General features: G+C 73.3%; 23 protein-coding genes. 16 read left to right on the top strand and 7 right to left on the bottom strand.

Annotation, left to right across the window (positions count from 1 at the left end):
• Window positions 1–123: 123 nt before the first annotated feature.
• Together ACZ7G1_RS23785 and ACZ7G1_RS23780 are read right to left on the bottom strand one after the other, a co-directional pair.
• On the bottom strand, window positions 124–1,761 hold the full coding sequence (locus ACZ7G1_RS23785; protein WP_470875750.1) for an amidohydrolase: 1,638 nt from the start codon (window positions 1,759–1,761) through the stop codon (window positions 124–126).
• 85 nt (window positions 1,762–1,846) lie between these two features.
• A complete protein-coding gene (locus tag ACZ7G1_RS23780) occupies window positions 1,847–2,677 on the bottom strand; it encodes a TetR/AcrR family transcriptional regulator (RefSeq protein ID WP_470875752.1) in 831 nt (276 codons plus the stop codon).
• A gap of 69 nt (window positions 2,678–2,746) precedes the next feature.
• On the opposite strand from ACZ7G1_RS23780, the gene ACZ7G1_RS23775 reads away from it, so the two are divergent.
• Together ACZ7G1_RS23775 and ACZ7G1_RS23770 are read left to right on the top strand one after the other, a co-directional pair.
• Complete coding sequence (locus tag ACZ7G1_RS23775) at window positions 2,747–4,201, top strand: purine-cytosine permease family protein (protein WP_470875754.1); 1,455 nt, start codon at window positions 2,747–2,749, stop codon at window positions 4,199–4,201.
• Window positions 4,198–5,301, top strand: coding sequence for a C45 family autoproteolytic acyltransferase/hydolase (locus tag ACZ7G1_RS23770; RefSeq protein WP_470875756.1), 1,104 nt, complete (start codon window positions 4,198–4,200; stop codon window positions 5,299–5,301). The genes ACZ7G1_RS23775 and ACZ7G1_RS23770 overlap by 4 nt, the downstream gene beginning before the upstream one ends.
• Before the next feature lie 63 nt (window positions 5,302–5,364).
• Here the strand turns inward: ACZ7G1_RS23770 and ACZ7G1_RS23765 are convergent, their stop codons facing one another.
• The 3 genes from ACZ7G1_RS23765 to ACZ7G1_RS23755 all read right to left on the bottom strand — a co-directional run bounded on the left by ACZ7G1_RS23765 (window position 5,365) and on the right by ACZ7G1_RS23755 (window position 8,389).
• Complete coding sequence (locus tag ACZ7G1_RS23765; RefSeq protein WP_470875758.1) at window positions 5,365–6,051, bottom strand: gamma-glutamyl-gamma-aminobutyrate hydrolase family protein; 687 nt, start codon at window positions 6,049–6,051, stop codon at window positions 5,365–5,367.
• Window positions 6,052–6,096: 45 nt separating this feature from the next.
• Window positions 6,097–7,542: an ethanolamine permease gene (gene eat, locus ACZ7G1_RS23760; protein ID WP_470875760.1), complete on the bottom strand. Its 1,446-nt coding sequence runs from the start codon at window positions 7,540–7,542 to the stop codon at window positions 6,097–6,099.
• A 118-nt stretch (window positions 7,543–7,660) separates the two neighbouring features.
• Window positions 7,661–8,389 carry a FadR/GntR family transcriptional regulator gene (locus tag ACZ7G1_RS23755; RefSeq protein ID WP_470875762.1) on the bottom strand — a complete coding sequence of 243 codons (729 nt, stop codon included), beginning with the start codon at window positions 8,387–8,389 and terminating at the stop codon, window positions 7,661–7,663.
• A 90-nt stretch (window positions 8,390–8,479) separates the two neighbouring features.
• Between ACZ7G1_RS23755 and ACZ7G1_RS23750 the strand changes: the two genes are divergently transcribed.
• The 4 genes from ACZ7G1_RS23750 (at window position 8,480) to ACZ7G1_RS23735 (ending at window position 13,390) form a co-directional block, all read left to right on the top strand.
• On the top strand, window positions 8,480–9,844 hold the full coding sequence (locus tag ACZ7G1_RS23750; protein ID WP_470875764.1) for a glutamine synthetase family protein: 1,365 nt from the start codon (window positions 8,480–8,482) through the stop codon (window positions 9,842–9,844).
• A 28-nt stretch (window positions 9,845–9,872) separates the two neighbouring features.
• A complete protein-coding gene (locus ACZ7G1_RS23745) occupies window positions 9,873–11,237 on the top strand; it encodes an aldehyde dehydrogenase family protein (RefSeq protein ID WP_470875766.1) in 1,365 nt (454 codons plus the stop codon).
• Complete coding sequence (locus tag ACZ7G1_RS23740; RefSeq protein WP_470875768.1) at window positions 11,234–12,016, top strand: 3-oxoacyl-ACP reductase; 783 nt, start codon at window positions 11,234–11,236, stop codon at window positions 12,014–12,016. Before ACZ7G1_RS23745 ends, ACZ7G1_RS23740 begins: the two co-directional genes overlap by 4 nt.
• 117 nt (window positions 12,017–12,133) lie before the next feature.
• Window positions 12,134–13,390: a haloacid dehalogenase-like hydrolase gene (locus ACZ7G1_RS23735; protein ID WP_470875770.1), complete on the top strand. Its 1,257-nt coding sequence runs from the start codon at window positions 12,134–12,136 to the stop codon at window positions 13,388–13,390.
• Window positions 13,391–13,408: 18 nt separating this feature from the next.
• Here ACZ7G1_RS23735 and ACZ7G1_RS23730 read toward each other — a convergent pair whose 3' ends face one another.
• On the bottom strand, window positions 13,409–14,611 hold the full coding sequence (locus ACZ7G1_RS23730) for an amino acid deaminase/aldolase (protein ID WP_470875772.1): 1,203 nt from the start codon (window positions 14,609–14,611) through the stop codon (window positions 13,409–13,411).
• A 109-nt stretch (window positions 14,612–14,720) separates the two neighbouring features.
• On the opposite strand from ACZ7G1_RS23730, the gene ACZ7G1_RS23725 reads away from it, so the two are divergent.
• From ACZ7G1_RS23725 to ACZ7G1_RS23715, 3 genes are all read left to right on the top strand, one after another.
• Window positions 14,721–15,944: a hypothetical protein gene (locus ACZ7G1_RS23725; RefSeq protein ID WP_470875774.1), complete on the top strand. Its 1,224-nt coding sequence runs from the start codon at window positions 14,721–14,723 to the stop codon at window positions 15,942–15,944.
• Window positions 15,941–17,122: a type VII secretion-associated serine protease mycosin gene (gene mycP / locus ACZ7G1_RS23720; RefSeq protein WP_470875776.1), complete on the top strand. Its 1,182-nt coding sequence runs from the start codon at window positions 15,941–15,943 to the stop codon at window positions 17,120–17,122. The genes ACZ7G1_RS23725 and mycP overlap by 4 nt, the downstream gene beginning before the upstream one ends.
• A 73-nt stretch (window positions 17,123–17,195) precedes the next feature.
• Complete coding sequence (locus ACZ7G1_RS23715; protein ID WP_470875778.1) at window positions 17,196–17,939, top strand: SseB family protein; 744 nt, start codon at window positions 17,196–17,198, stop codon at window positions 17,937–17,939.
• A 14-nt stretch (window positions 17,940–17,953) separates the two neighbouring features.
• Here ACZ7G1_RS23715 and ACZ7G1_RS23710 read toward each other — a convergent pair whose 3' ends face one another.
• Window positions 17,954–18,331 (bottom strand): DUF1844 domain-containing protein, encoded by a 378-nt coding sequence (locus tag ACZ7G1_RS23710; protein ID WP_360810741.1) that lies wholly within the window; start codon window positions 18,329–18,331, stop codon window positions 17,954–17,956.
• 378 nt (window positions 18,332–18,709) lie between these two features.
• On the opposite strand from ACZ7G1_RS23710, the gene infC reads away from it, so the two are divergent.
• The 7 genes from infC (at window position 18,710) to pheT (ending at window position 26,179) form a co-directional block, all read left to right on the top strand.
• On the top strand, window positions 18,710–19,366 hold the full coding sequence (infC, locus tag ACZ7G1_RS23705; RefSeq protein WP_470875850.1) for a translation initiation factor IF-3: 657 nt from the start codon (window positions 18,710–18,712) through the stop codon (window positions 19,364–19,366).
• A gap of 124 nt (window positions 19,367–19,490) precedes the next feature.
• Window positions 19,491–19,685 carry a 50S ribosomal protein L35 gene (gene rpmI, locus ACZ7G1_RS23700; RefSeq protein ID WP_041128339.1) on the top strand — a complete coding sequence of 65 codons (195 nt, stop codon included), beginning with the start codon at window positions 19,491–19,493 and terminating at the stop codon, window positions 19,683–19,685.
• A gap of 110 nt (window positions 19,686–19,795) precedes the next feature.
• Entirely contained in the window at window positions 19,796–20,182 is a 387-nt protein-coding gene (gene rplT / locus ACZ7G1_RS23695; protein ID WP_017241732.1) for a 50S ribosomal protein L20, read from the top strand.
• A 109-nt stretch (window positions 20,183–20,291) separates the two neighbouring features.
• Window positions 20,292–21,131, top strand: coding sequence for a TrmH family RNA methyltransferase (locus ACZ7G1_RS23690; RefSeq protein WP_470875781.1), 840 nt, complete (start codon window positions 20,292–20,294; stop codon window positions 21,129–21,131).
• Window positions 21,132–21,212: 81 nt separating this feature from the next.
• Window positions 21,213–22,367, top strand: a complete 1,155-nt coding sequence (locus ACZ7G1_RS23685; RefSeq protein ID WP_470875783.1) for a sensor histidine kinase — start codon at window positions 21,213–21,215, stop codon at window positions 22,365–22,367.
• A gap of 156 nt (window positions 22,368–22,523) precedes the next feature.
• The gene (pheS, locus tag ACZ7G1_RS23680) at window positions 22,524–23,651 is read left to right on the top strand and encodes a phenylalanine--tRNA ligase subunit alpha (RefSeq protein ID WP_376490892.1); all 1,128 of its coding nucleotides are present in this window, start codon (window positions 22,524–22,526) and stop codon (window positions 23,649–23,651) included.
• Entirely contained in the window at window positions 23,651–26,179 is a 2,529-nt protein-coding gene (gene pheT, locus ACZ7G1_RS23675) for a phenylalanine--tRNA ligase subunit beta (RefSeq protein WP_470875785.1), read from the top strand. Before pheS ends, pheT begins: the two co-directional genes overlap by 1 nt.
• Window positions 26,180–26,226 lie beyond the last annotated feature (47 nt).

Raw genomic sequence — 26,226 nt, 5'->3', positions numbered from 1 at the left:
CCTTCCCCCCCCCCCCCCCCCCCCCCACCACCCCCCTCCTCCCCCTTCTTCCTCACACTGGGTGGCTCTGTGGTGTTTCCCCCCCGTCCCCCCCCCCCCCCCCCCCGCACCCGTACGGGGACGTCAGAGGTCCGAGGCCCGGAACGTCACCCGCCCGTCCACGACGGTGAGGCGGACCGGGACGTCCGGGAGATCGGTGGCGGGGGTGGTGAGGGGGTCGGCCGCCAGGACCGTGAGGTCGGCGCGGTGGCCGAGCGCGAGGCGGCCCGCCTCGTGCTCCTCGCCGGCGGCGTAGGCGGCCGCGGTGGTCATGCCGCGCAGCGCTTCGAGCGCGGTGAGGGCCTGCTCGGGGCCGTGCGGCGCCTGGGCGAGGTCGCGGCTGGGGCGGCGATGGCGGGCACCGGCCATGACGCCGAGCGGCGGGAAGGGAGCGATGGGCCAGTCGGAGCCGAGCACCACGGTGGCGCCGGAGTCGGCGAGGTCGCGGCAGCGCCAGGCGCGCGCGGCGCGCTCCTCGCCGAGGCGCCGGGACCAGTTGTCGGTGTGGTCGGCGCGGGTGAAGTCGCAGCAGTGGGTGGGCTGCATCGACGCGAGGACGCCGAGCTCCGCGAAGCGGCGCAGGGTGTCGTCGGGCACCGTCTCGATGTGCTCGACCCGGTGGCGTACGCCGTCCCGGCCGCCGCCCGAGGCCTGGGCCTTCGCGACGGAGTCGAGGACGTGCCGGACGGCCGCGTCGCCGATGGCGTGCGTCGCGGTGGCGACGCCCGCCCGGTGCAGCTCGCCCACGATGTGGGTGTAGGCGGCCGGGTCGGGCCAGAAGGCGTGCGTCGACTGGCCGTGGCAGTCGGGCCGTTCCAGCCACGCCGTGCCGTTGTCGATGGTCCCGTCCATGAAGAGCTTCACGCCCGCGACCCGCCACAGCGCCCCGCCCGTGCCCTGCTGCTCGATGAGGGCGCGTACGCCGTCCGCGTCCGTGCCGGGCTGGCACCAGGGCGCGACCCGCAGCCGCAGCGGCAGGTCACCGGCGGCGTCGAGCTCGCCGTAGAGGGCGAGGCTGTCGCCGTTGGCGTCCATGGCGTGGGCGCCGGTGAGGCCGGCCGCCGCCATCGACCGCAGCGTGGCGGCGAGCCGCTCGCGGCTCTCCTCGCGCGTCGGGCGCGGGGCGACCCGCTCGACGAGCTCGCAGGCGGCGTCCTCCTGGAGCAGGCCCGTCGGGCGGCCGGAGGCGTCGCAGACGACCTCGGCCGACGCCTGGTCGAAGGTGCGCGGCCCGTCGACCCCGGCGAGTTCGAGGGCGCGGCGGCTCGCGAGGGCCGAGTGGGCGTCGAAGAGCAGCAGGAACGCCGGGATGCCGTCCAGTACGGCGTCGAACGGGGCGACCCCCACCGGCACGTCGCCGAACACGTTCGGGTCGAGCCCCCAGCCGAACAGCCACTCTCCGCGCCCGAGCGACCGGGCCGCCCCCGCGAGCGCCTCCCGTACGTCGTCGAGGTCGGCGCAGTACGACAGGTCGAGGCCGTGCGTCAGCTCCGCGCCCGAGACCGGGTGGATGTGGCCGTCGACGAACCCGGGGGTGACCACGGCCCCCTTGAGGTCGACGACCGTCGTCGCGGGCCCGGCCAGCGCCCGCGTCTCGCGGTCGTCGCCCAGTGCCGCGATCCGGCCGTCGTCGGACACGGCGAGCGCCGTCTCCGGCAGGAACGCGCCCGTGCCGGGGTCGAGCAGACGGGCGGAGAGCAGAACGAGTCGGGTGTTGCGCACGGGGGCTCCAGGGGGTGCGGAACGGGGAGGGTCGGGGGAGGGGAAAGCGTGGTGCCCGGGGCGCCGCCGCGCCCCGGGCCGGACGTCACTCGGACGCGACGGGCTCCGTCGCGGCATCGGGACCCGGAGGGGGCACGGCCTCCGCTTCGGCCGCGGGTCCCGGTGGGGTCGCGGGTTCCGTGTCGGCCGCGGGTCCCGGAGGGGTCGCGGGCTCCGTGTCGGCCGCGGGTCCCGGTGGGGTCGCGGCGTCCGGTGAGGCCGCCGGCTCCGGGGGCTCCGCGAGGGGTGCCGCGTCCGTGAGGGCTCCGTACGGCAGGTCCAGGACGCGTTCGGCCGTGGTGACGGCCATGCGGGTGACGGCTTCGGGGAGGCCGGTGTAGTCGGTGTTGGCGTGGACGCCGAGGCCGTCGAGGACGACGAGGATCTGGATGGCGGCGGCCCGGGGGTCGTCGGTGCGGAACTCGCCGCGGTCGATGCCTTCCCGGATGACCGCCATCAGCCGGTCGTCGGAGGCGAGCTCCTGCTCGGCGACGCGGGCGCGGAGGAGGGGGCGGTAGCGGCTGAGGTGGCGGGCGTTGATCCAGAGACGGCTGATGTCGTCGTAGGCGTCGCCGGTGGAGAGGGCGAAGTACCGGGCGAGGTACTGCGTGGGGGTGCCGTGCGGCCGCTCGGCGGGCAGCAGGGTGTCGAGCTCGCCGGTGGCGGCGACGCTGAAGGCCTCGGCGACCAGGTCCTCCGCCGAGGGGAAGTAGTGGCTGATCAGACCGGGCCGTACGGCGAGCTCGTCGGCGATACGGCGGAGGGTGACGCACTCGAGCCCTTCCGTCAGGGCGACGCGGGCCGCGGCCTCCACGATCTCGGCCCTTCGGGCTTCCGGAGATTTCCGAACTCGCTTGCGCTGGACGCTTGACGACATACCGGCGATCCTATTGAGTGTGCGACCAATAAGCAATCAGGTGGGCACCACACGCATCCGGAGGGCCGCATGGCTTCCACGATCCCCGACCCGCTCCCCAGCTCGCAGGGCGCCCGGGTCACGCCGCCGGCCACCGATCGGCCCGGCCGCGTCGAGGCCCACGGCATCGACCACATCCCCGACGGCGAACGCCACGGACACCCCCGCGAGCTCTTCTCCGTGTGGGCGGCGGCCAACGTCAACTACCTCAGCCTCGTCATCGGCGGCGCCCTCGTCCTGATGGGCCTCACGCTGGGGCAGGCCGTCACCGTGATCGTCATCGGCAACCTCTTCTGGCTGCTCACCGGCCTCCTCGCCACCTCGGGACCGGCGGCGGGCGCGCCCAGCGAGGTGATCACCCGGGCCATGTACGGGGTCATCGGCAACCGTGTGAACAACGCGATCGGCGGCTGGCTCGTCTCCGTCTGCTACTTCGCGCTCAACCTCGCCGCCGCGGCCACCGCCGCCTTCGCGCTGGTCGAGAAGACCGGCATCACGGCCAACACGCCCGTCAAGGTGGCCGTCATCGTGGTCATCGCCGCGCTCACCCTGGCCATCAGCGTCTACGGACACGCGCTGATCATCAAGCTGTACCTGCCGATCACCCTGATCCTGGCCGGCATCTTCACCGTGGTCGCCTTCGCCGTCTTCCGGCACGCGGACTTCTCCTACGCCCCCGCCGAGCAGCTCGGCGGCGTCGAGCTCTGGGGCCTCCTCCTGGCGGGCGTCACGCTGATCGCCTCCGGCCCGCTCTCGTACACCACGAGCGCCGACTTCTCCCGCTACCTGCCCCGGACGTCCTCGAAGAAGGCGATCGTCGGCTGGACCGCCCTCGGCGCCTTCCTGCCCAGCGTCATCGTCTGTTCGCTCGGCGCGTTCGCCGCCACCGCCGTCGACATGACGGACCCGCAGACCGCGCTCCAGACGATCCTGCCCGGCTGGTTCACCCCGGTCTTCCTGCTCGCCCTGGTGCTCGGCACGATCTCCATCAACGCCCTGACCGCCTACAGCGCCGGCCTCGCCCTCCAGGCCGTCGGCCTCCGCATCCGCCGCACCGTCAGCGTCCTCTTCGACGGAGCCGTCGCCGTCGCCCTCACCCTGTACGGCCTGCTCGTCTCCAACTTCCTTGACACCGTCAGCAACGCCCTCCAGGTGATCGTGGTCCTCATCGGCCCCCTGATGGCCGTCTACGCCACCGACATCCTGCTGCGCCGCGGCCGCTACGACGGGATCGCGCTCTCGGACGAGACCCCCGGCAGCCCCTTCTGGTACACCGCGGGCGTCAACCGGGCCGGCGCCCTCGCCGTCGTCCTGGGCGTCACCGCCGCCTCCCTCTGCGTCAACACCCTCTACACGGGCCCGGTCGCCACCGCCCTCGACGGCGTCGACATCTCCCTCCCCGTCGGCATGGCCGTCGCCGCTCTCCTCTACGCCGCCCTCATGCGCCGTGACGCCACCGTTCTCGCCGCCCGGACCCAGGCGTGACCGGCGGCCGTACGGTCCTCCGGATCACCGGGGACACCCCGAGGCGCCGCGGCGAGGAACGCGGCCGCACGGCGGGCGACGCCATCGCGCGCGCGTGGCGGGTGTACGACGAGCTCTTCACGACCGTCGCCACCGCGAGCGCCGGGAGTACGGGGCCCACCCGGCTCCCCGACGTGCGCGCCCTCGCCCTGCGCACCGCCGAGGCCACCCGGGCCTGGGCGCCGGAGCTCGTCGAGGAGATGGAAGGCGTCGCCGAAGGCGCCGGACTCCCGTTCTGGACGATCGCCGCGCTGAACGCGCGCACCGAGATCCTCGCCGAGGCGGGCGCGCCCCGCGCCGGCGAGTGCTCGACCCTCGTCAGGACCGGTCCCCGGACCACCGGCGGCCAGTGCTGGGACTGGCACCAGGAACTGGCCGACGCCTGGCACCTCCAGACCGTGACGGGCGACGCCCAGGGCTTCGCGGGGATCACCGAGCACGGCATCCTCGCCAAGATCGGGGTCAACGAGGCCGGCGTGGGCGTCCTCTTCAACATCCTGGGCCACGCCGAGGACGCGGCCACCGGCGTCCCCGTCCATCTGGTCGCCCGTCAGGTTCTGGGCGCCGCCGGGTCGTTCGCGGAGGCGGTCGGGATGCTCACCGGCGCCCCGGTCTCCGCCTCCACGGTCATCACCGTGCTGACCGCCGACCGGGCCGCCTCGGTGGAGCTCGCCCCCGTGGGCTCGGCCGTGGTCGCCCCCGACGAGCGCGGCTGGCTGACCCGTACCAACCACTTCCTCGATCCGTCCCTCGCAGCCGGCGAACTGCGCGGCCGTCGCGAACCGGAGACGTACGACCGGCACGGCCTGCTCGGTGGGCGCGTCTCCCGTCATACGGGCCCGCTCGGCCCCGACGCGCTGGTGGAGCTGCTCGCCGCCCACCGCGAGGACGGCGCCGAGGTCTGCTGCCACGCGCCGGCCGAGGGGACGCTCGGCAGCCGCTGGGCCACGCTCGCCACGCTCGCGGTCGACCCGGCGGAGCGGAGCCTCCTCGTCCACGACGGCGGCCCCTGCACGGCGGGACCGTCGACCTGGACCCGGCTCGCGGCCCCGGCCCGCTGACATGCGAGGCCGCCGGGCACGTTCACACGAGCCCGGTCCCGAGGCGCCGCACGGCGGAACCCGTCAGCGCCCCGCCCCCGCCGCCTCCACCAGCCCCCGCATCACCCGGAGGTCCTCGCCCATCTCCGGGTGCCACTGCACGCCGAGGGCCCAGACCGGGGCGGCGAGTTCGACCGCCTCGGGCGTGCCGTCCTCCGCGTGGGCGGAGACGGTGAGGCCGCTGCCGAGCCGGTCGACGGCCTGGTGGTGGTAGGTGGGGACCTCGGTGAGCTCGGGGACGAGGGAGGCGTACAAGGTGCCGGGCACGGGCTTGACCGGGTGCCGGCCGATCACGCCGACCGCCTCGACATGTCCGTCGACGTGCTGGACGAGGGTCCCGCCGAGCGCCACGTTCAGGAGCTGCATCCCCCGGCAGATGCCGAGCAGCGGGGTGCCGGACGCCAGGGCCGCGTCGATCAGGGCCAGTTCCCAGGCGTCCCTGGCGCGGGCGGGAGGTCCGGTACGGGGGTCGGTCACGGCCCCGTACCGGACGGGCTCGACGTCCGCACCGCCCGCGACGACGAGCCCGTCGAGCCGGGCCACGACCGCCGCGGCGGCCTCCGGCCCGTCCGGCGGCAGCATCACCGCGAGGCCCCCGCTCTCCCGGACGAGCCACGGGTAGCGGGCCGGGAGCAGCGCGGCCTCCATGTCCCACACCCCCCAGCGGGCCTGGTCCAGATAGGTGGTCACGCCGATGAGCGGCTTGGACACGTGCTTCCTCCAGAGGTGCGGGCAGAGGGGTGGAACGGCTGCGGGTCAGTCGCGTTCGAGCTCGGCCTCCGCCGCGGCGAGCGCCGCGAACTCCTCCTCGGGCGCACTGGCCACCAGATGGTGCCGACTGTAGAACGCGAAGTAGGCGAGGGCGATCACGTACACCCCGAGTGCCATGAACGCCGCCGTCCGGTCCACCAGGAAGGTCGCGACCAGCGCCGACAGGGCCAGGACGAAGGCCACCGAGGAGGTCGCGATCCCGCCGGGCGTGCGGTACGGCCGGTGCAGTCCCGGCTCCCGGCGGCGCAGGACGATGTGGGAGAGCGCCATCAGCGCGTACGAGATGGTGGCGCCGAACACCGCGATGTTCAGCATCCGCGCCCCGTCCCCGGTCCCGGCGGCGAGCGCGAAGCCGATCGCGCCGGGGATGAGCAGCCCCAGGTACGGCGACTTGCGGCGGCTGGTCAGGGAGAGGAAGCGGGGCAGGTAGCCGGCGCGGGAGAGGGCGAACAGCTGGCGCGATCCGGCGTAGATGAGGGAGAAGAACGAGGCCACCAGGCCGGCCAGGCCCGCGTAGTTCACGAACCGGCTGAGCGCGGTCGGCTCGCCGTCGCCCTGGAGCGCCACGACCAGCGGGTTGCCCGCCTCCTGGACGGCGGCCGAGCCGCGCGCCCCGGTGGCGGCGAGGAAGGTGACGACGGCGAGGAGCACCAGGATCCCCATGGAGATCGCGAGCGCCCTCGGCATCGACCGCACCGGGTCCTTCGCCTCCTCGGCGGCGAGCGGTACGCCCTCCACGCCGAGGAAGAACCACATGCCGAAGGGGAACGCGGCCCAGATCCCGAGGAGTCCGAACGGCAGCCAGGAGTTCGCCCCGAAGGCCTCGCCGTCGACCGGGATGTCGTTCAGTCCGTCGACGTGGAAGTCGGTGAACGCGCCGAGCGCGAAGACGACGAGCGCCGCGACCGCGATCGCCGTCACCACCAGGCTGAAGCGCAGCGCCTCGCCGACGCCCCACAGGTGGATGCCGATGAAGAGCGCGAAGCAGACGAGGTAGACGGGCCAGCCGGACTCCAGGCCGAAGAGGCCGAGGGACTCCACGTAGTCGCCGATGAAGATCGAGATGGCGGCGGGCGCGAGGACGTACTCGATGAGGATCGCGGTGCCGGTGAGGAAACCGCCCCAGGTGCCGAGCGCCCGGCGGGCGAAGCCGTAACCGCCGCCTGCGGTGGGCAGGATCGCGGAGAGCTCGGCGAGCGCGAAGACCAGACAGGCGTACATGGCGCCCATCAGGACGGTGGCGACGGCCAGTCCGCCGAAGCCGCCCTTCGACAGGCCGATGTTCCAGCCGGAGAAGTCCCCGGAGACGACGTACGCGACGCCGAGCCCGGTGAGCAGCAGCCAGCCGGCGCTGCCGCGGCGCAGCGCCCGCCGCTCCAGGTAGTCGTCCTTCGGCGGGGCGGTGCCCCCGGTGGTGTCTTCGAGCGTCATGGCAGCGTCAGCTCCCCGCAACGGGCCCAATGGATTGGAGCCATACCTTTGCGGTGGCCGACGGGGAAGCGCAACCCCCGTGCGTTACTTTCGGGTTACGCCCCCGGGGGCGCCGCCCTCAGGTCAGGAACCCCCGCAGCAGCGCCGCCGTGCCCGCGCAGTGCTCCCGCATCACCTCGCGCGCCGCGTCCGCGTCCCCGTCCAGGACCGCCTCCACCAGCGCGGTGTGCTGGTGCTGGGAGTGCTCCAGATTGCGTACGAGCAGCGGGATGCAGTCCAGGAGGTCGTTCACCGTCGCCCGGACCGCGGCGTACTGCGCGGTGAGCGTCGGCGAGCCGGAGAGCTCCGCGAGGGTCAGATGGAGCAGGGTGTCCTGGCGGCGGTAGTCGGTCAGCGGGGCGTCCCGGGTCGCCGCCACGGCGGTCCGCAGCCGCTCGGCGCCCGCCGCGTCGAGGCCGTGTGCCGCGCAGAGCCCGGCGGCCCCCACCTCGAGGACCTCACGGAAGCGCAAGGTGTCCTCCATGTCGACCGAGGCGATCCGGCGGCGCAGCTCGTCCTCGTCGGCGGTCTGCGTCCGGGGCAGCACGAACGTTCCGCCGTACCGGCCGCGCCGGCTCTCCACGAGCCCCTGCTCCTGGAGCACCTTGAGGACCTCGCGCAGGGTCACCCGGCTGATCCCCATCCGGTCGGCCAGCTCCCGCTCGGCGGGCAGCCGCTCGCCGCCGGGCACCAGGCCGAGCCGCACCACCTGGAGGATCTGCTCCAGGGCCTCCTCGAAGCCGTTGCCCGCCCGCACCGGCCGCAGCACGGGCGTCAGCCGGTCCGCCGATTCACTCGTACTGGCCACGTTCTCGTTTCCCCTTCCCGAGGACCTTCCCAAGCAATGGTCTTCCGCAATACCTTATGGCTCCCGGCACGCCGAAGGAGGAGCAATCCCGTGGCAGACCGCACACCCCCGCTCACCGTCGAGGAGCTGCGTGCCCTCGTCGCGAGCGGCGAGATCGACACCGTCGTCCTGGCCTTCCCCGACATGCAGGGACGGCTCCAGGGCAAGCGGTTCGCCGCACCGTTCTTCCTGGACGAGGTCCTCGGCCACGGCACCGAGGGCTGCAACTATCTTCTGGCAGTCGACACCGAGATGAACACCGTCGACGGCTACGAGATGTCCTCCTGGGACCGCGGCTACGGCGACTTCGCCATGCACCCCGACCTCAGCACCCTCCGCCGCCTCCCCTGGAACGAGGCCACCGCGATGGTGACGGCCGACCTGGCCTGGGGCGACGGCACCCCGGTGGTCGCCGCGCCCCGCCAGATCCTCCGCCGCCAGCTGGAGCGGCTCGCCGAACTCGGTTTCACCGCCCACGTCGGCACCGAGCTCGAGTTCATCGTCTTCAAGGACAGCTACGAGCAGGCCTGGGACGCGAACTACCGCGGCCTCACCCCCGCCAACCAGTACAACATCGACTACTCCGTCCTGGGCACCGGCCGCATCGAACCCCTCCTGCGCCGCATCCGCAACGAGATGGCCGGCGCCGGACTCACCGTCGAGTCCGCCAAGGGCGAGTGCAACCCCGGCCAGCACGAGATCGCCTTCAAGTACGACGAGGCCCTCGTCACCTGCGACCAGCACGCCGTCTACAAGACGGGCGCCAAGGAGATCGCCGCCCAGGAGGGCTACTCGCTCACCTTCATGGCGAAGTACAACGAGCGCGAGGGCAACTCCTGCCACATCCACCTCTCCCTCCAGAACGCCGACGGGGAGAACGTGATGGCCGGGGACGACCCCCACGGCATGTCCGAGACCATGCGGCACTTCCTCGCCGGACAGCTCGCCGCCCTCCGCGACTTCTCCCTCCTCTACGCCCCCAACATCAACTCCTACAAGCGGTTCCAGCCCGGCTCCTTCGCGCCCACCGCCGTCGCCTGGGGCCACGACAACCGCACCTGCTCGCTGCGGACCGTCGGCCACGGCCGCTCCACCCGCTTCGAGAACCGCCTCCCCGGCGGCGATGTCAACCCGTACCTCGCCGTCGCCGGCCTGGTCGCCGCCGGCCTGTACGGCATCGAGCAGCGCCTCGAACTGCCCCCGCCCTGCACCGGCAACGCGTACACCGGCGAGTACGCGCACGTCCCCACCACCCTGCGCGAGGCCGCCGAACTCTGGGAGACCAGCGAGATCGCCAAGGCCGCCTTCGGCGCCGAGGTCGTCGCCCACTACCGCAACATGGCCCGCGTCGAACTGGACGCCTACGACGCCGCGGTGACCGACTGGGAGCTCCGCCGCTCCTTCGAACGCCACTGAGCCACTTCGAGTCCCTGAAAGGAACGCGTTGCTCCAGGTACTGAACCCGGCGACCGAGGACATCGTCGCCACCGTCCCCGCCGCCACCCCGGCCGACGTCGACGCCGCCGTCGCGCGCGCCACCGCCGCCCAGCGCGGCTGGGCCGCCGCCGCGCCCGCCGACCGGGCCCGGCTGCTCCGCCGCTTCGCCACCGTCGTCGACGAGCACGTCGAGGAACTCGCCCGCCTCGAGGTCACCGAAGCCGGCCACACCATCGGCAACGCCCGCTGGGAGGCCGGCAACGTCCGCGACCTGCTCGACTACGCCGCCGGGGGAGTGGAGCGGCTCAACGGCCGCCAGATCCCGGTCGCCGGCGGACTCGACGTCACGATCCTCGAACCGCTCGGGGTCGTCGGCGTCATCGCCCCCTGGAACTTCCCGATGCCGATCGCCGCCTGGGCCACCGCACCCGCCCTCGCCGCCGGCAACGCCGTCCTCCTCAAGCCCGCCGAGACGACACCGCTCACCGCGCTCCGCCTCGCCGAGCTGGCCCTGGCGGCCGGACTGCCCGAGGGCCTCTTCCAGGTGCTCCCCGGCACCGGACCCGTCGCGGGCAACGCCCTCGTCGAACACCCCGGCATCGCCAAGATCGTCTTCACCGGCTCCACCCGGGTCGGCAAGAGCATCATGGCCAAGTGCGCCGACCAGGTGAAGCGGCTCACCCTCGAACTCGGCGGCAAGAGCCCCAACATCGTCTTCGCCGACGCCGACCTCGAAGCCGCCGCGGCCGCCGCCCCCATGGCCTTCCTCGACAACAGCGGCCAGGACTGCTGCGCCCGCACCCGCATCCTCGTCCAGCGGAGCGCGTACGACCGCTTCCTGGAACTCCTCACCCCCGCGATCGAGGAGATCGTCGTCGGCGACCCGCTCGACGAGCGCACCCAGATGGGCCCGCTCATCTCCCGCGCCCAGCTCGACCGCGTCCGCTCCTACGTCACCGAGGATCTCGAAGGCATCCGGGGCAAGGCGCCCGAGGGACCCGGCTTCTGGTTCCCGCCGACCGTCCTCACCGGCCTCGCCGAGGACGCGCCCTGCGCCGTCGACGAGATCTTCGGACCCGTCGCCGTCGTCCTCCCCTTCGAGGACGAGGCCGACGCCGTCCGCCTCGCCAACGCCACCGAGTACGGACTCTCCGGCTCGATCTGGACCCGCGACGTCGGCCGCGCCCTGCGCGCCTCCCGAGCCGTCCGGGCCGGCAACCTCTCCGTCAACTCCCACTCCAGCGTCCGCTACTGGACCCCGTTCGGCGGCTACCGCCAGTCCGGGCTCGGCCGCGAACTGGGACCCGACGCCCTGACCGCCTTCACCGAAACCAAGAACGTCTTCATCAGCACGGAAGGCCCCGCACTGTGAGCAACGAGATCATCTGCCGCCGCCTGGTCGGCCGCACCGCCGTCATCACCGGAGCCGGCAGCGGCATCGGCCTCGCCACTGCCCGCCGCCTCGCCTCCGAAGGCGCCAACGTCGTCTGCGGCGACATCGACGAGACCGCGGGCAAGGCCGCCGCCGAAGAGGTCGGCGGGACCTTCGTCAAGGTCGACGTCACCGACCCCGACGAGGTCGAGGCCCTCTTCCGTACCGCCTTCGAGACCTACGGCTCCGTCGACATCGCCTTCAACAACGCCGGCATCTCGCCCCCCGACGACGACTCCATCCTGGACACCGGTCTGGAGGCCTGGAAGCGCGTCCAGGACGTCAACCTCACCTCCGTCTACCTGTGCTGCAAGGCGGCCCTGCCCTACATGCGCCGCCAGGGCAAGGGCTCCATCATCAACACCGCCTCCTTCGTCGCCCTCATGGGCGCCGCCACCAGCCAGATCTCGTACACCGCGTCCAAGGGCGGCGTCCTCGCCATGTCCCGCGAGCTGGGCGTCCAGTTCGCCCGCGAGGGCATCCGCGTCAACGCCCTGTGCCCGGGGCCGGTCAACACCCCGCTCCTCCAGGAGCTCTTCGCCAAGGACCCCGAGCGGGCCGCGCGCCGCCTCGTCCACATCCCCGTCGGCCGCTTCGCCGAGGCCGAGGAGATCGCCGCCGCCGTCGCCTTCCTCGCGAGCGACGACTCCTCCTTCGTGAACGCCAGCGACTTCGTCGTCGACGGCGGCATCGCGGGCGCGTACGTCACCCCGCTCTAACCGGTCACCCCGCCCCAGCGGTGCGGCCCTCCCCAACCGTTCACCCTGAGTCCCCCCACCCGACAGCCGGGCGTCGCAAGGCGCCCGGCTGTTCCGCGTAGAGACAGGAGCGTGATCATGAACCACCGACTCCGCACGTCCGCGGCGGCCGCCGCCCTCGCCCTCGCCGCGACCGGCCTCCTCTCCGCCCCGCAGGCCCAGGCCGAGCCCGCCGCGTGCCCCACCCTGAAGAACGCCGACGGCTGGTACGGCGACAACAAGGCCCGTATCGAGGCCCTCATCGCCGACCACTGCGGCGCCGGCAAGCCCCGCGGCCGGAAGCCCGTCGCCGTCTTCGACTGGGACAACACCGTCGTCAAGAACGACGTCGGCGACGCCACCTTCTACTGGCTCCTGCGCAACGACCGCATACGCCCGCCCAGGAACGGCGACTGGTCCACCACCAGCCGCCACCTCACCCCCGAGGCCGCCACCGCCCTCGGCGAGGCCTGTCCCACCGGCGTCCGCACCCTCCCCACCTCCACCGACACCCGCTGCGCCGACGAGCTCCTCGCCGTCTACGGCAACGGCGCCACCACCGGCGGCAAGACCGCCTTCGCGGGCCACGACCGCCGCCGCATGGAGCCCCAGTACGCCTGGCTCGCCCAGCTCCTGCACGGCTGGACCACCCGCCAGGTCGCCTCCTTCGCCGCCGCCGCCCGCGCCGAGAACCTCGCCGCCCCGCAGGGCGCCACCCAGCAGGTCGGCAGCTCCCGGGTCACCGGCTGGGTCCGCTACTACGAGCAGCAGCGCGAACTCATCGGCGCCCTCCAGCGCGCCGGCTTCGACGTCCGCATCGTCTCCGCCTCGCCCGAACCCGTCGTCGACGTGTGGGCCCAGGGCGTCGGCGTCGACGCCGCCCACACCATCGGCATCCGCAACACCACCCAGCACGGTCGCCTCACCAGCCACCTCAAGGGCTGCGGCACCGTCCGGGACGGCGAGGACGCGATGATCACCTACATCGACGGCAAGCGCTGCTGGATCAACCAGGAGATCTTCGGCGTCCGCGGCCCCGCCGCCGAACGCGTCCAGCCCGCCGACCGCCGCCAGGTCTTCGCCGCCGGCGACTCCGACACCGACATCTCCTTCCTGCGCGACGCCACCGGCCTCCGCCTCGTCCTCAACCGCAACAAGAACGAACTCATGTGCCGGGCGTACGAGAACGGCGACGGCCGCTGGATCGTCAACCCGATGTTCATCGAGCCGAAGAAGCCGAAGACCGCCGCCTACCCCTGCGCCACCACCGGCTACACCGCCGCCGACGGCACCGCCCAGCCGGTCCGCCGCACCGACGGCACCGTCATCCCGGACCAGCTCGACAGGGTGTTCTGAGCCGAGGAGCCCCAGGCCCTACAGGAAGGTCATGCCCTCGCCGCGGTACGTGGGCACGGTCGCCGTCACACGGTCACCCTCCACAAGCCGCAGGCTGTCGAACCGCTCGCACAGCTCCCCGGCCTTCGCGTGCCGGAACCAGACCTTGTCGCCGATCCGCAGGTCGTCGGCCGGGGAGCCGAGCAGCGGGGTCTGCACCTCGCCGGGCCCCTCCTGCGGGTCGTAGCGCAGCCCCTCCGGCAGATACGGGACGGGCAGCCGGTCCCGGCCGGCCGCGCCCGACGCCGGGTAACCGCCGCCGAGCACCGTCACCACGCCCACCCCCGGGCGGCGGACCACCGGCTGCGCGAACAGCGCCGCCGGGCGGCCGCTGAACGACGTGTAGTTGTCGAAGAGCCGCGGCACGAAGAGACCCGAACCCGCCGCGATCTCCGTCACCGCGTCCTCGGCGGCCGTGTGCTGCACGCTCCCGGTGCCGCCGCCGTTCACGAACTCCAGGTCCGGCGCCACCGCCCGGACGGCCCGCACCACGGCCGCCCTGCGCTCCGCGAGCTCCCGCCGCGCCGCCGCCTGCATCAGCCGGATCGCCCGCGAGCGCAGCGGCCGGCCCGCGACCGCGTCCCCGACACCCGCCACATGCCCCTCGTACGCCATGAGTCCGACCAGCCGGAACCCCGGGCGCCGCACCACCGAACGGGCCAGCTCGGCCAGCTGCGCGGGCTCGCGCAACGGCGAACGCCGCGCCCCCACCCTGATCCGGCCGCCCAGCAGGCTCAGCGCCGTGTCCAGCTCCAGGCAGACCCGGACCTCCTCCGTCCCGCCCGCGCGGGAGGCGTCGATCAGATCGAGCTGCGCCACGTCGTCGACCATCACCGTCACGGCCGCCGCGAGCTTCGGATCCCGCGCCAGCTCCGCGAACCCGTTCCGGTCCGCCGAGGGGTACGCGAGCAGCACGTCCTCGAACCCGGCACGGGCCAGCCACAGCGACTCGTCCAGCGTGAACGACATGATCCCCGCGAAGCCCTCGCGCGCCAGCACCCGTTCGAGCAGCGCCCGGCACCGCACCGACTTGCTCGCCACCCGCACCGGCTTGCCCCCGGCCCGGCGTACCAAGTCCGCCGCGTTGGCGTCGAACGCCTCCAGGTCGACGATCGCCACCGGGGCGTCGAGGTCAGCGGTGGCCCGGTCGTAGCGGGCCCGGTCGGCGGCACGGGGAGTCATGGCCTGAGCTTGCCAGACAGGTTTACGGGTGGGTAGCCCCTGAGTTCCCGCCCGGTGGGGAACAGCCCGTAGAGTGACGGGCATTGTCGACACGAGCAGGGGGACGGGCATGACCGCCGAGCACCGCCCCACGCCCTCCCGCATCACGGACACGCTCCTCCCCGCCCCGACACCACCCGCGGCAGCCGTCCCGTCGAGCCCCGCCCCGGCTCCGGCTCCGGCAGTGGCCGCGTCCGCCGCCCCGGCCGCACCTGCCGCCGCGGCTCCGGTGGCGGCTCCGCCCACCGCCCCCGCACGACCCCTCACACCACCCGCGGTTCCCCCGGCCCCGGCTCCCGCCACCCCGGCCCCCGCGCCCGCCGTCGAGACGACCACCCGCCTCCGGGCGATCCGTCCGGCGGACCCCGACCCGCGCCCGGCGCCCGTGGTGCCGCCCCGGCCGTGGGCGGCGCCGAACGCGCGCGGCACGGCCGGGCCGGCGCGGCCGGCGGAAGGGCCCGCGTCGCCGTGGGCGCTGCCGCCCGAGGTGCCGGTGGAGGCGCCGGCCGAGACGACGACGAGGCTGCGACCGGTGCGGGAGCGGCGGACCGGCCGGACGGTCGCGGTGGCCGCGTGCGCCGTGCTGGGCATGGGACTCATCGGCGGCGCGCTGGCGGGCGTGTGGCTGGCGGCCGTCGAGCCGGGGGCGCCGGTGGAGCCCGCCGGGTACGCGGAGGCGAAGCAGCTCTGGCACAACGCGCCGGTGGACGTGCTGTTCCCCCGGACCGTCAAGGGACCGACCGCGGGGCCCGGCACCGCCGCGCGTACCTGGACGAGGATCGTCGTCGCGCCCGACGCGGCCTGCGAGCCCGCGGCCCTGGGGAAGGGACTGCTCGCCGCGGTGCGGCCCCTCGGCTGTGAGCGCGTGCTGCGGGCCACGTACACCGACGCGACGGCCAGCAGCGTCATCACCGTGGGACTGGTCTTCACGCGGGCCGACGTGACCGCGCAGGCGGACCTCGGCCGGGCGGTCACGAGCCGCCTCGGCGGGCAGGACGTGCCGCCGGCGCTCGCCGGTCCCGGCACCGTCGCGGCACGCTTCGGCGCCGGGCAGCGGGCGAGCTGGTGGCTGACGGCCCCCGCCGACCTGCCGGTGGTCGTGACGGCCGTGTCCGGGTTCGCCGACGGCCGGGCCGTCGACAAGCCGGTCCCCGCCGACCAGGCGATGGCCACGGGCCGCACCGACGCCGTCGCGCAGTCCGGCCTCGGCCACGAGGCCAAGGGCATCGCGAAGCGCTTCGAGGCGCTGCTGCGCACGACCGCCGTCGCGGCGGCGAAGGAGAACGCCCGGTGACCCGAAGCCCCCGCCGCCGGACGCGCGCCGCCGCGGCCGCCCTCCTCGCCGCCGGGTTCACCGTCCTGCCCGCCCTCACCGCGCCCGCGTACGCCGACACCATCAGGGCCCGGCAGTGGGGCCCCGAGGCGCTGCACACCGCCGAGGCCTGGCGGACCACCAAGGGCAAGGACATCACCGTCGCCGTCCTCGACACGGGTGTCGACGCCGACCACCCGGACCTCGACGGCTCGGTGCTGCCCGGACACGACCTGATCGGCTTCGGGGCCGGCCGGGGCGACCGCGCCTGGGCCCGGCACGGCACCGCGATGGCCGGCATCATCGCCGGGCACGGCCACGGGCCTGGCGGCGGGGACGGCGTGCTCGGCATCGCCCCGGACGCCCGGATCCTGCCCGTGCGGGTCATCCTCGAAGGCACGGACAAGGCCCGCGACAAGGCCCGCAAGACCCGCGGCACCGCCCTCGCCGAAGGCATCCGCTGGGCCGCCGACCACGGCGCCGACGTCATCAACCTCTCGCTCGGCGACGACTCCAAGTCCGCCCACCCCGACGCGGGCGAGGACGCCGCCGTGCAGTACGCCCTCGCCAAGGGCGTCGCCGTCGTGGCCTCCGCCGGCAACGGCGGCGAGAAGGGCGACCACATCTCGTACCCCGCGGCCTACCCCGGCGTCATCGCGGTCACCGCCGTCGACCGCTTCGGCACCCGCGCCTCCTTCTCCACCCGCCGCTGGTACGCCACCGTCAGCGCCCCCGGCGTCGACATCGTCATCGCCGACCCCGACCGCCGCTACTACGAGGGCTGGGGCACCAGCGCCGCCGCCGCCTTCGTCTCCGGCGCCGTCGCCCTGGTCCGCTCCGCGCACCCCGACCTCACCCCGGCCCAGATCAAGCGGCTGCTCATCGACACCGCCCGCAGCCGTCCCCAGGGCGGCCGCAGCGACGCCAAGGGGTACGGCACGGTCGACCCGGCCGCCGCCATCGAGGCCGGGGCCCGCCTCAAGGGCGCCGACCCGAAGAACGCCACCGCCGGCTTCCGCGGCCGTCACTTCGGCCCCGGACCGGTCGCCGCCCCCGAGGAGACCCGCTCCTTCGGTCTCCTCGCCCCCGCCGCCGGCGGCCTCGGCGCCCTCCTGCTGCTCACCGCCGTGGTGCTCCGGCGCGCCCGCCGCACCCCCTGAGGGACGCGCGCCCTCCCCAGGGCCCCGGGACCCGCCGGACCTCCGGCACCGCCGCGCCGGTTAGGCTCGGTGCGTGGCGCTCAAGAACATCCCGGACCCCGGTTTCTCCGACGACGACGGCACCGCCGACCAGCGGCTCGCCGAGGCCCTCGCGGCCTGGGCGGAGGACAGAACCGCCCACGGCCCGGTGCTCGAAGCGCTCAGGGGCGCCCGGCTCCTGGTGCCCGTGGTCGCGGTCCTCGGTGAGGTCGAGATCGACCCGGTGACCGGGCTCAAGCAGGAGAAGACGAGCGACATGGCCGTGCCCACCCTCACGGCGGGCGACCGGCGGGCGCTGCCCGCTTTCACCTCGATCGCCTCGCTGGCGCTCTGGGACCCGGCGGCCCGCCCCGTGGCCGTCCCCCTCCAGCAGGCGCTCGCGGCCCTCGTCCACGAGAAGGCCGACACCCTGGTCCTCGACCTGGCGGGCCCGGTCCCGTACCAGGTGTCAGGCCCCGCCCTGCTGGCCCTCGCCGAGGGGCGGACCGGCACCGACCCGCTCGACGACCCGGCCGTACGGGAAGCGGTGCGGGCGGCCGTCGCGGGCGAGCCCGCCGTGCTCCGCGCGCACCTGGGCCCCGGCACCGCCGACGGCACCCTCGCCCTGGTCCTCGCCGCGGACGCCGCCCCCGCGGAGGCCGCCCAGCGCGTGGCCCGCGCCCTGGCCGCCGACGAAACACTGAGGGCCCGCCTGGTGCGGGGCCTCGACCTGGCACTGCTGCCGGCCTCGGCCACGCCTCCGGGCGAGCCCTTCTACGTAAAGAACGAACAGTCCTAGCCCCCGAGGGGGTACTAGCCGTACACCGGCCCCGTGTACTTCTCGCCAGGACCCTGACCCGGCTCGTCCGGGATCAGGGACGCCTCGCGGAAGGCGAGCTGGAGCGACTTCAGGCCGTCCCGCAGGGGAGCGGCGTGGAAGGAGGAGACCTCCGTCGCGCCGGCGTCGAGCAGGCCCGCGAGGGCGTGCACGAGCTTGCGGGCCTCGTCAAGGTCCTTGTGCTTGTCGCCGTCCTCCGTGAGCCCGAGCTTCACCGCGGCGGCGCTCATCAGGTTCACGGCGACCGTCACGATCACCTCGACCGCCGGGACCTCCGCGATGTCACGGGTCATGGCGTCGAAGTCGGGGTTCTCGGGGGAGTCCGCGGACTCGTTCTGGGGCGTCTCGCTCATGCCCCACACGATAAGCCGCCCCGGAGCGCCTCCCCGCCGCGCCGTCCCCATTCGCGTATGGGGACGGCTCCTGCTAACCTTGTGTAACGACCGGCCGGACACCTGTGTGCCCGGCCCACAAGTGGAGGCTCCGTACTCCCACCTGACCGCCTTCACGGGCGGCGGGTCACCGGTCAGGTGGCGACCATCGTTCCGTACGGACGATGGTGCCGCCCGATGTGCGCCCCGCGGTTGACCGCGGCGGTGCTCCGGTATTTCCGTGGAGCCCCGCCTGTGTCCCGTCCGGGGCGTTTTTCATGTTCCGGCGCGGTTGGTCTCAGAAACAGACAGTGCGCGTCCGTCCGCCAGGCGGTCGCGTGGTGCTACCGAGGAGGATCCATCAGCGCCGAGCCCCGCATCAACGACAGGATTCGCGTTCCCGAGGTGCGACTTGTCGGACCCAGCGGCGAGCAGGTCGGGATTGTTCCGCTTGCCAAGGCCCTGGAGCTCGCACAGGAGTACGACCTCGACCTGGTCGAGGTCGCGGCGAACGCCCGTCCGCCCGTGTGCAAGCTCATGGACTACGGGAAGTTCAAGTACGAGTCGGCCATGAAGGCCCGTGAGGCGCGCAAGAACCAGGCGCACACGGTCATCAAGGAGATGAAGCTCCGGCCGAAGATCGACCCGCACGACTACGACACCAAGAAGGGTCACGTCGTCCGGTTCCTCAAGCAGGGCGACAAGGTCAAGATCACGATCATGTTCCGTGGTCGTGAGCAGTCCCGCCCCGAGCTTGGTTTCCGGCTGCTTCAGCGGCTGGCGTCGGACGTCGAGGAGCTTGGCTTCATCGAGTCCAACCCGAAGCAGGACGGCCGGAACATGATCATGGTTCTCGGCCCGCACAAGAAGAAGACCGAGGCCATGGCCGAGGCCCGCGAGGCGCAGGCCGCCCGCAAGGCCGAGCGTCAGGGTGTCGCCTCCGAGGAGGCGCCCGCGGCTCCGGCCGAGGCTCCGGTCGCCGAGGCCGAGGCTCCGGCCGAGACCCCCGAGGCGTGACCCGACGGGCTGCCATCCAGGCAGCCCTGGGCCCCGCCCGGAACCACCAAACGAAGAACTGACGCTCCCGGATGTCCGGTCACCGCACCGGACGGGAGCGCCACTGACGAGGAGATACGGCGCGATGCCGAAGAACAAGACGCACTCCGGTGCCAAGAAGCGCTTCAAGGTCACCGGCTCCGGCAAGATCCTGCGCGAGCGCGCCGGCAAGCGCCACCTGCTCGAGCACAAGTCGTCCAAGCTGACGCGTCGCCTCACCGGCAACGCCGAGATGGCCCCCGGCGACAGCGCCAAGATCAAGAAGATGCTGGGCATCTGATTTTGATCTCGCGCCCTCGGCTGACGAGGGCATCCGGCTGAGAACCGGGATCCATTCGTTTTTTCCGGGTCGTGTGAGGACCACCACGACCCCGCTACAAGGAGTTAAAAGTGGCACGCGTCAAGCGGGCAGTCAACGCCCACAAGAAGCGCCGGGCGATTCTCGAGGCGGCCTCCGGCTACCGCGGTCAGCGTTCGCGCCTGTACCGCAAGGCCAAGGAGCAGGTCACCCACTCGCTGGTCTACAACTACAACGACCGCAAGAAGCGCAAGGGCGACTTCCGTCAGCTGTGGATCCAGCGCATCAACGCCGCTGCCCGCCAGAACGGCATGACGTACAACCGCCTCATCCAGGGTCTGAAGGCCGCCAACATCGAGGTGGACCGCAAGATCCTCGCCGAGCTGGCCGTCAACGACATCAACGCGTTCGCCGCGCTGGTCGAGGTCGCGCAGAAGGCCCTCCCGGCCGACGTCAACGCCCCGAAGGCCGCCGCCTGATCTTCCAGGCCGCAGTACTTCTGCCCGGACCCGCAGGCGCGCGCGCCTGCGGGTCCGGTGCGTCGGCCCCAGACGTCGCCGTCCCCCTCGATAGAGAGCACCGCACCTCATGGTCACCCCCGAGCTGATCTCCCCGCGTTCCCCGCGCGTCGTCGCCGCCCGGCGGCTCGCCAAGCGCAACTTCCGGGGCAAGGACCGCCTCTTCATCGCCGAGGGCCCGCAGGCCGTCCGTGAGGCCGTCGAGCACCGGGGCTCCACCGGGGAACCCACCCTCGTCGAGCTCTTCACCACCGTCGAGGCCGCCGAGCGCTACGCCCCGATCATCGAGGCCGCCCACGCCGCCGGCGCCCGCGTCCACCACGCCTCCGACGCCGTCCTCGCCGAGGTCTCCCAGACCGTCACCCCGCAGGGCCTCGTCGGCGTCTGCCGGTTCCTCGACTCCCCCTTCGAGGAGATCATCAAGGCCCGGCCCAAGCTCGTCGCCGTCCTCGCCCACGTACGCGACCCCGGGAACGCCGGCACGGTCCTGCGCTGCGCCGACGCGGCCGGCGCCGACGCGGTCGTCCTCACCGACGCCTCCGTCGACCTCTACAACCCCAAGTCCGTCCGGGCCTCCGTCGGCTCCCTCTTCCACCTGCCGGTCGCCGTCGGAGTCCCCGTCGAACAGGCCGTCGCCGGGCTGAAGGCCGCGGGCGTACGGATCCTCGCCGCCGACGGAGCGGGCCAGGACGACCTGGACGACGAGCTGGACGCCGGCACCATGGGCGGCCCCACCGCCTGGATCTTCGGCAACGAGGCCTGGGGCCTGCCCGAGGAGACCCGGGCGCTCGCCGACGCCGTCGTCCGCGTCCCGATCCACGGCAAGGCCGAGAGCCTCAACCTCGCCACCGCCGCCGCGGTCTGCCTCTACGCCTCCGCCCGCGCCCAGCGCCCCCGAACCTCCGCCTGAGGGGTCCATTCCGCCCCCCTCGCCCAGTAGAGTGACGCACTCGGGGGCCCACTGCGCTACACGGAGGGGTGGGGTACGGGAATGACGGTCGGCACGGACAGTCCCGCACAGGCACGGAGCGCCGCGCCGCACGCCCAGGAACCACCGGGGGCCGCACCCGGTGACGGGACGGCCGCCGGATTCGCCGGCCTCGACCCCGACGACCTGCCCGACGGTCTCGTCATCGCCGACGAGACCGGCCGGGTCGTCTGCTTCAACGCCGCCGCGAGCCGCATCACCGCCGTCCCCTGCGGCCGCGCGCTCGGCCTCCCGCTCGACGAGGCCCTGCCCCTCGAAGACCTCAAGGGACGCCGCTGGTGGGGGCTGACCGACCCCTACGGCGGGCTCTCCATCCGGCGCGGCCAGCCCGAGCGCAACCTGCTCCTCCCCGGCGGCCGCGAGGTCCTCGTCTCCGCCCGGTACGTCCGCGAGCACCCCACGGGCCCCGTCCGCCGGGTCGTGGTCTCGCTCCGCGGCACCGACGCCCGGCGCCGTACCGAACGCAGCCACGCCGAGCTCATCGCCACCGTCGCCCACGAGCTGCGCTCCCCCCTCACCTCGGTGAAGGGCTTCACCGCCACCCTCCTCGACAAGTGGGAGAGGTTCACCGACGAGCAGAAGCGGCTCATGCTGGAGACGGTCGACGCCGACGCCGGCCGCATCAAGAGGCTCATCGCCGAACTCCTCGACATCTCCCGGATCGACTCCGGCCGGCTCGAGGTGCGCCGCCAGCCCGTCGACCTCGCCGCCGCGATCGGCCGGCACATCCAGGTGCACACCACCGGCGGTCAGCCCCCCGGCCGGTTCTTCGTCCGGATCACCCCCCAGCTGCCCCCGCTCTGGGCCGACCCCGACAAGATCGACCAGATCCTCGGCAACCTCCTGGAAAACGCGGTGCGCCACGGCGACGGAACCGTCACCATCGAGGTGGCACCCGCCACGACGGGCGAGGACGGCGAAGAGGGGACGGAGGTCACCGTGAGCGACGAGGGACCCGGCATCCCCGAGGCGTCGATGAACCGCGTCTTCACCCGGTTCTGGCGCGGCAGCAAGCGCGGCGGCACCGGACTCGGCCTCTACATCGTCAAGGGCGTCGTCGAGGCACACGGCGGCACCATCACCGTCGGACGGGGCCCCCGCGGGGGCGCCGAGTTCCGATTTATCCTGCCCGTCGGCACCCCGGCCCACCTCCTCTGACGTCTCAGCAGCCGAGACCGTACGAGATCAGGAGCCGCCCGGGCCGCCCACGGGCTCATTCGCGTCCCCGCGCCCCGTTAGACTCGTCCTTTGGCACGTTTGCGCCCTTGACGTCGAGCGGGGCCGCCCAGCCAGCCAACGGAAGCACGGGAAGAGATGTCCGCACCCAATAAGTCGTACGACCCGGTTGAGGTCGAGGCACTGAAACCGGAAGAGATCGAGCGCATGCGGGACGAGGCGCTCGCCGCCTTCGCCGCCGCGGGCGACCTCGACGCGCTCGCGCAGGCGAAGACCGCGCACACCGGTGGCACCTCGCCGCTGGCGCTCGCCAACCGCGAGATCGGCGCCCTGCCCCCGCAGGCCAAGGCCGCCGCCGGAAAGATCGTGGGCCAGGCCCGCGGTGCCGTCTCCAAGGCGCTCGCCGCCCGCCAGGCGGAGCTCGAGGCCGAGCGTGACGCCCGCGTCCTCGTCGAGGAGGCCGTCGACGTCACCCTGCCGTACGACCGCGTCCCGGCCGGTGCCCGCCACCCGCTGACCACGCTCATGGAGCGCGTCTCCGACGTCTTCGTCTCCATGGGGTACGAGGTCGCCGAGGGCCCCGAGGTCGAGGCGGAGTGGTTCAACTTCGACGCCCTCAACTTCGTGCCCGACCACCCGGCGCGCCAGATGCAGGACACCTTCTTCGTCCAGGGCCCGGAGGGCACCACGGGCGACGAGTCCGGTGTCGTGCTCCGCACGCACACCTCGCCGGTCCAGGCCCGCACCCTCATCGACCGGGAGCCCCCGGTCTACGTGGTGTGCCCCGGCCGCGTCTACCGCACCGACGAGCTCGACGCCACGCACACCCCGGTCTTCCACCAGATCGAACTGCTCGCCGTCGACGAGGGCCTCACCATGGCCGACCTCAAGGGCACCCTCGACCACATGGTCCAGGCGCTCTTCGGCCCGGACATGAAGACCCGGCTCCGCCCGAACTTCTTCCCGTTCACCGAGCCGTCCGCCGAGATGGACATGCTCTGCTACGTCTGCCGCGGCGAGTCCGTCGGCAACCCGGAGCGTCCCTGCCGCACCTGCGGCAGCGAGGGCTGGATCGAGCTCGGCGGCTGCGGCATGGTCAACCCGAAGGTGCTCATCGCCTGCGGCGTGGACCCCGAGAAGTACAGCGGATTCGCCTTCGGGTTCGGCATCGAGCGGATGCTGATGTTCCGCCACAACGTCGAAGACATGCGAGACATGGTCGAGGGTGACGTCCGGTTCACCCGGCCGTTCGGGATGGAGATCTGATGCGGGTCCCGCTTTCTTGGCTGCGGGAGTACGTCGACCTGCCGGCGACGGAGACCGGCCGAGACGTCCAGGCCAAGCTCATTTCGGCCGGCCTCGAGGTCGAGTCCGTCGAGAAGCTCGGCGCCGGCCTGACCGGCCCGCTGGTGGTCGGCAAGGTCCTCACCATCGAGGAGCTGACGGAGTTCAAGAAGCCCATCCGCTTCTGCACCGTCGACGTCGGCCAGGCCAACGGCACCGGCGAGCCCCAGGAGATCATCTGCGGCGCCCGTAACTTCGCCGTGGGCGACAAGGTCGTCGTGGCCCTGCCCGGCGCCGTGCTGCCCGGTGACTTCCGGATCGCCGAGCGCAAGACCTACGGCCGCGTCTCCCGGGGCATGATCTGCTCCGGCGACGAGCTCGGCATGGGCAGCGACGGCACGCACGGCATCATCGTGCTTCCGCCGGAGCACGAGATCGGCCTCGACGCCACCGTCCTCCTGGAGCTGTACGACGAGGTCCTCGACATCGCCGTCACCCCGGACCGCGGCTACTGCCTCTCGATGCGCGGCGTCGCCCGCGAGACCGCCACCGCGTACGGCCTGCCGCTGCGCGACCCGGCGCTGCTCGACGTGCCCGCGCCGAACTCGTACGGCTACCCGGTCCAGATCTCCGACCCGATCGGCTGCGACCGCTTCACCGCGCGGACCGTCGTCGGCCTGGCGCCCGAGGCACGCTCCCCGATCTGGCTGCAGCGCCGCCTCCAGAAGGCCGGCATGCGCCCGATCTCGCTGGCCGTCGACATCACCAACTACGTGATGCTGGAGCTCGGCCAGCCGCTGCACGCCTACGACCGCAGCCGGCTCGACGGCCCCATCGGGGTCCGCCGCGCCGAGGCCGGCGAGAAGATCACCACCCTCGACGGCACCGTGCGCGTCCTGGATGCCGCGGACCTGGTCATCACCGACAACCGCGGCCCGATCGGCCTCGCCGGTGTCATGGGCGGCGCCCACACGGAGATCGCCGACCCGGAGACCGACGCGGAGACCGGCTTCGTCACCGGCACCTCCGAGGTCGTCATCGAGGCCGCGCACTTCGACCCGATCTCGATCGCGCGCACGGCCCGCCGCCACAAGCTGTCCTCCGAGGCGTCCAAGCGCTTCGAGCGCGGTGTCGACCCGCAGGCCGCCGCGGCTGCCGCGCAGCGCACCGTGGACCTCCTCGTGCTGCTCGCGGGCGGCACGGCGGAGGCCGGCGTCACCGAGGTCGCGGCCCCGTCCGCGCCCAAGACGATCGCCATGCCGGCGAACCACCCGGACAAGGTCGCGGGCGTCGACTACGGCCGCGAGACCGTCGTCCGCCGCCTCCAGGAGGTCGGCTGCGACGTCTACGGCCAGGACGAGCTCGTCGTCACCGTGCCCTCGTGGCGCCCCGACCTCAGCGAGCCCAACGACCTCGCCGAAGAGGTCATCCGCCTGGAGGGCTACGAGAACCTGCCCTCCACGCTGCCGAAGCCCCCGGCCGGCCGCGGCCTCACCGAGCGCCAGCGCACCCACCGCCGGGTGGGCCGCGCCCTGGCCGGCGCCGGCTACGTCGAGGCGCTGAACTACCCCTTCATCGGCGAGCAGGCGCTCGACCAGCTCGGCCTGGACGCGGACGACGACCGCCGCCGGGTCGTGACCCTGGTCAACCCGCTCTCCGACGAGGAGCCCGCGCTCCGTACGACGCTGCTCCCGGGCCTGCTCGGCGCGCTCCGTCGCAACGACAGCCGCGGCAGCCACGACCTGGCGCTCTTCGAGACCGGTCTGGTCTTCCGGCCCGAGGGGGAGCAGGGCGTCGCCGTCCGGCTGCCCGTCGACCGCCGTCCCACCGACGAGGAGATCGCCGGCGTCAACGCCGTGCTGCCCCGGCAGCCGCGTCGCGCCGCCGTCGTCCTGGCCGGCGCGCGCGAGCAGGCCGGCTGGTGGGGCAAGGGCCGTCCGTCCGACTGGGCGGACGCGATCCAGGCCGCCCGGACCATCGCCGCCGAGACCGGCGCGGAGCTGCTGGTCGACGCCGACCAGCACGCCCCGTGGCACCCGGGCCGCTGCGCCGCGTTCCACGTCGTGATCGACGGGGTCAAGACCCTCGTCGGCCACGGTGGCGAGCTCCACCCGCGCGTCGTGAAGGCGATGGGCCTGCCGGCCCGCACCTGCGCGATGGAGCTGGACCTGGACCTCCTGGAGCAGGCGAGCGAGGGACCGCTGAAGGCCCCGCGCATCTCCTCCTACCCGGTCGCCACCCAGGACGTGGCCCTGGTCGTCGACAAGGACGTCCCGTCCGCCGTGGTCGAGTACTACCTGGCCGGCGGCGCGGGCGAACTCCTCGAGTCGATCCGGCTGTTCGACGTCTACACCGGCGACCAGATCGACGAGGGCAAGAAGTCCCTGGCGTACGCCCTGAAGTTCCGCGCCACGGACCGCACCCTCACCGTCGACGAGGCCAGCGCGGCCCGCGACGCGGCCGTCGCGCTGGCGGCCGAGCACACGGGAGCCGTCCTGCGCGGCGCCTGACCGCGCGCACGACACCAGGAGGGCCGCCCCGGGGACATCCCCGGGGC

The sequence above is a fragment of the Streptomyces sp. NPDC037273 genome (genome assembly GCF_055603625.1).
The sequence above is the reverse complement of the archived record's forward strand: the minus strand, read 5'-3'. Positions and strand labels throughout refer to the sequence as shown.

What these genes read in the sequence shown, in the direction of transcription:
- ACZ7G1_RS23710 (WP_360810741.1), bottom strand. Translation starts at nt 18,331, where the DNA reads ATGAGCGAGACGCCCCAGAACGAGTCCGCGGACTCCCCCGAGAACCCC.
- eat (WP_470875760.1), bottom strand. Translation starts at nt 7,542, where the DNA reads ATGACGCTCGAAGACACCACCGGGGGCACCGCCCCGCCGAAGGACGAC.
- ACZ7G1_RS23775 (WP_470875754.1), top strand. Translation starts at nt 2,747, where the DNA reads ATGGCTTCCACGATCCCCGACCCGCTCCCCAGCTCGCAGGGCGCCCGG.
- ACZ7G1_RS23725 (WP_470875774.1), top strand. Translation starts at nt 14,721, where the DNA reads ATGACCGCCGAGCACCGCCCCACGCCCTCCCGCATCACGGACACGCTC.
- ACZ7G1_RS23730 (WP_470875772.1), bottom strand. Translation starts at nt 14,611, where the DNA reads ATGACTCCCCGTGCCGCCGACCGGGCCCGCTACGACCGGGCCACCGCT.
- ACZ7G1_RS23690 (WP_470875781.1), top strand. Translation starts at nt 20,292, where the DNA reads ATGGTCACCCCCGAGCTGATCTCCCCGCGTTCCCCGCGCGTCGTCGCC.
- ACZ7G1_RS23685 (WP_470875783.1), top strand. Translation starts at nt 21,213, where the DNA reads ATGACGGTCGGCACGGACAGTCCCGCACAGGCACGGAGCGCCGCGCCG.
- pheT (WP_470875785.1), top strand. Translation starts at nt 23,651, where the DNA reads ATGCGGGTCCCGCTTTCTTGGCTGCGGGAGTACGTCGACCTGCCGGCG.
- pheS (WP_376490892.1), top strand. Translation starts at nt 22,524, where the DNA reads ATGTCCGCACCCAATAAGTCGTACGACCCGGTTGAGGTCGAGGCACTG.
- ACZ7G1_RS23735 (WP_470875770.1), top strand. Translation starts at nt 12,134, where the DNA reads ATGAACCACCGACTCCGCACGTCCGCGGCGGCCGCCGCCCTCGCCCTC.
- ACZ7G1_RS23780 (WP_470875752.1), bottom strand. Translation starts at nt 2,677, where the DNA reads ATGTCGTCAAGCGTCCAGCGCAAGCGAGTTCGGAAATCTCCGGAAGCC.
- rpmI (WP_041128339.1), top strand. Translation starts at nt 19,491, where the DNA reads ATGCCGAAGAACAAGACGCACTCCGGTGCCAAGAAGCGCTTCAAGGTC.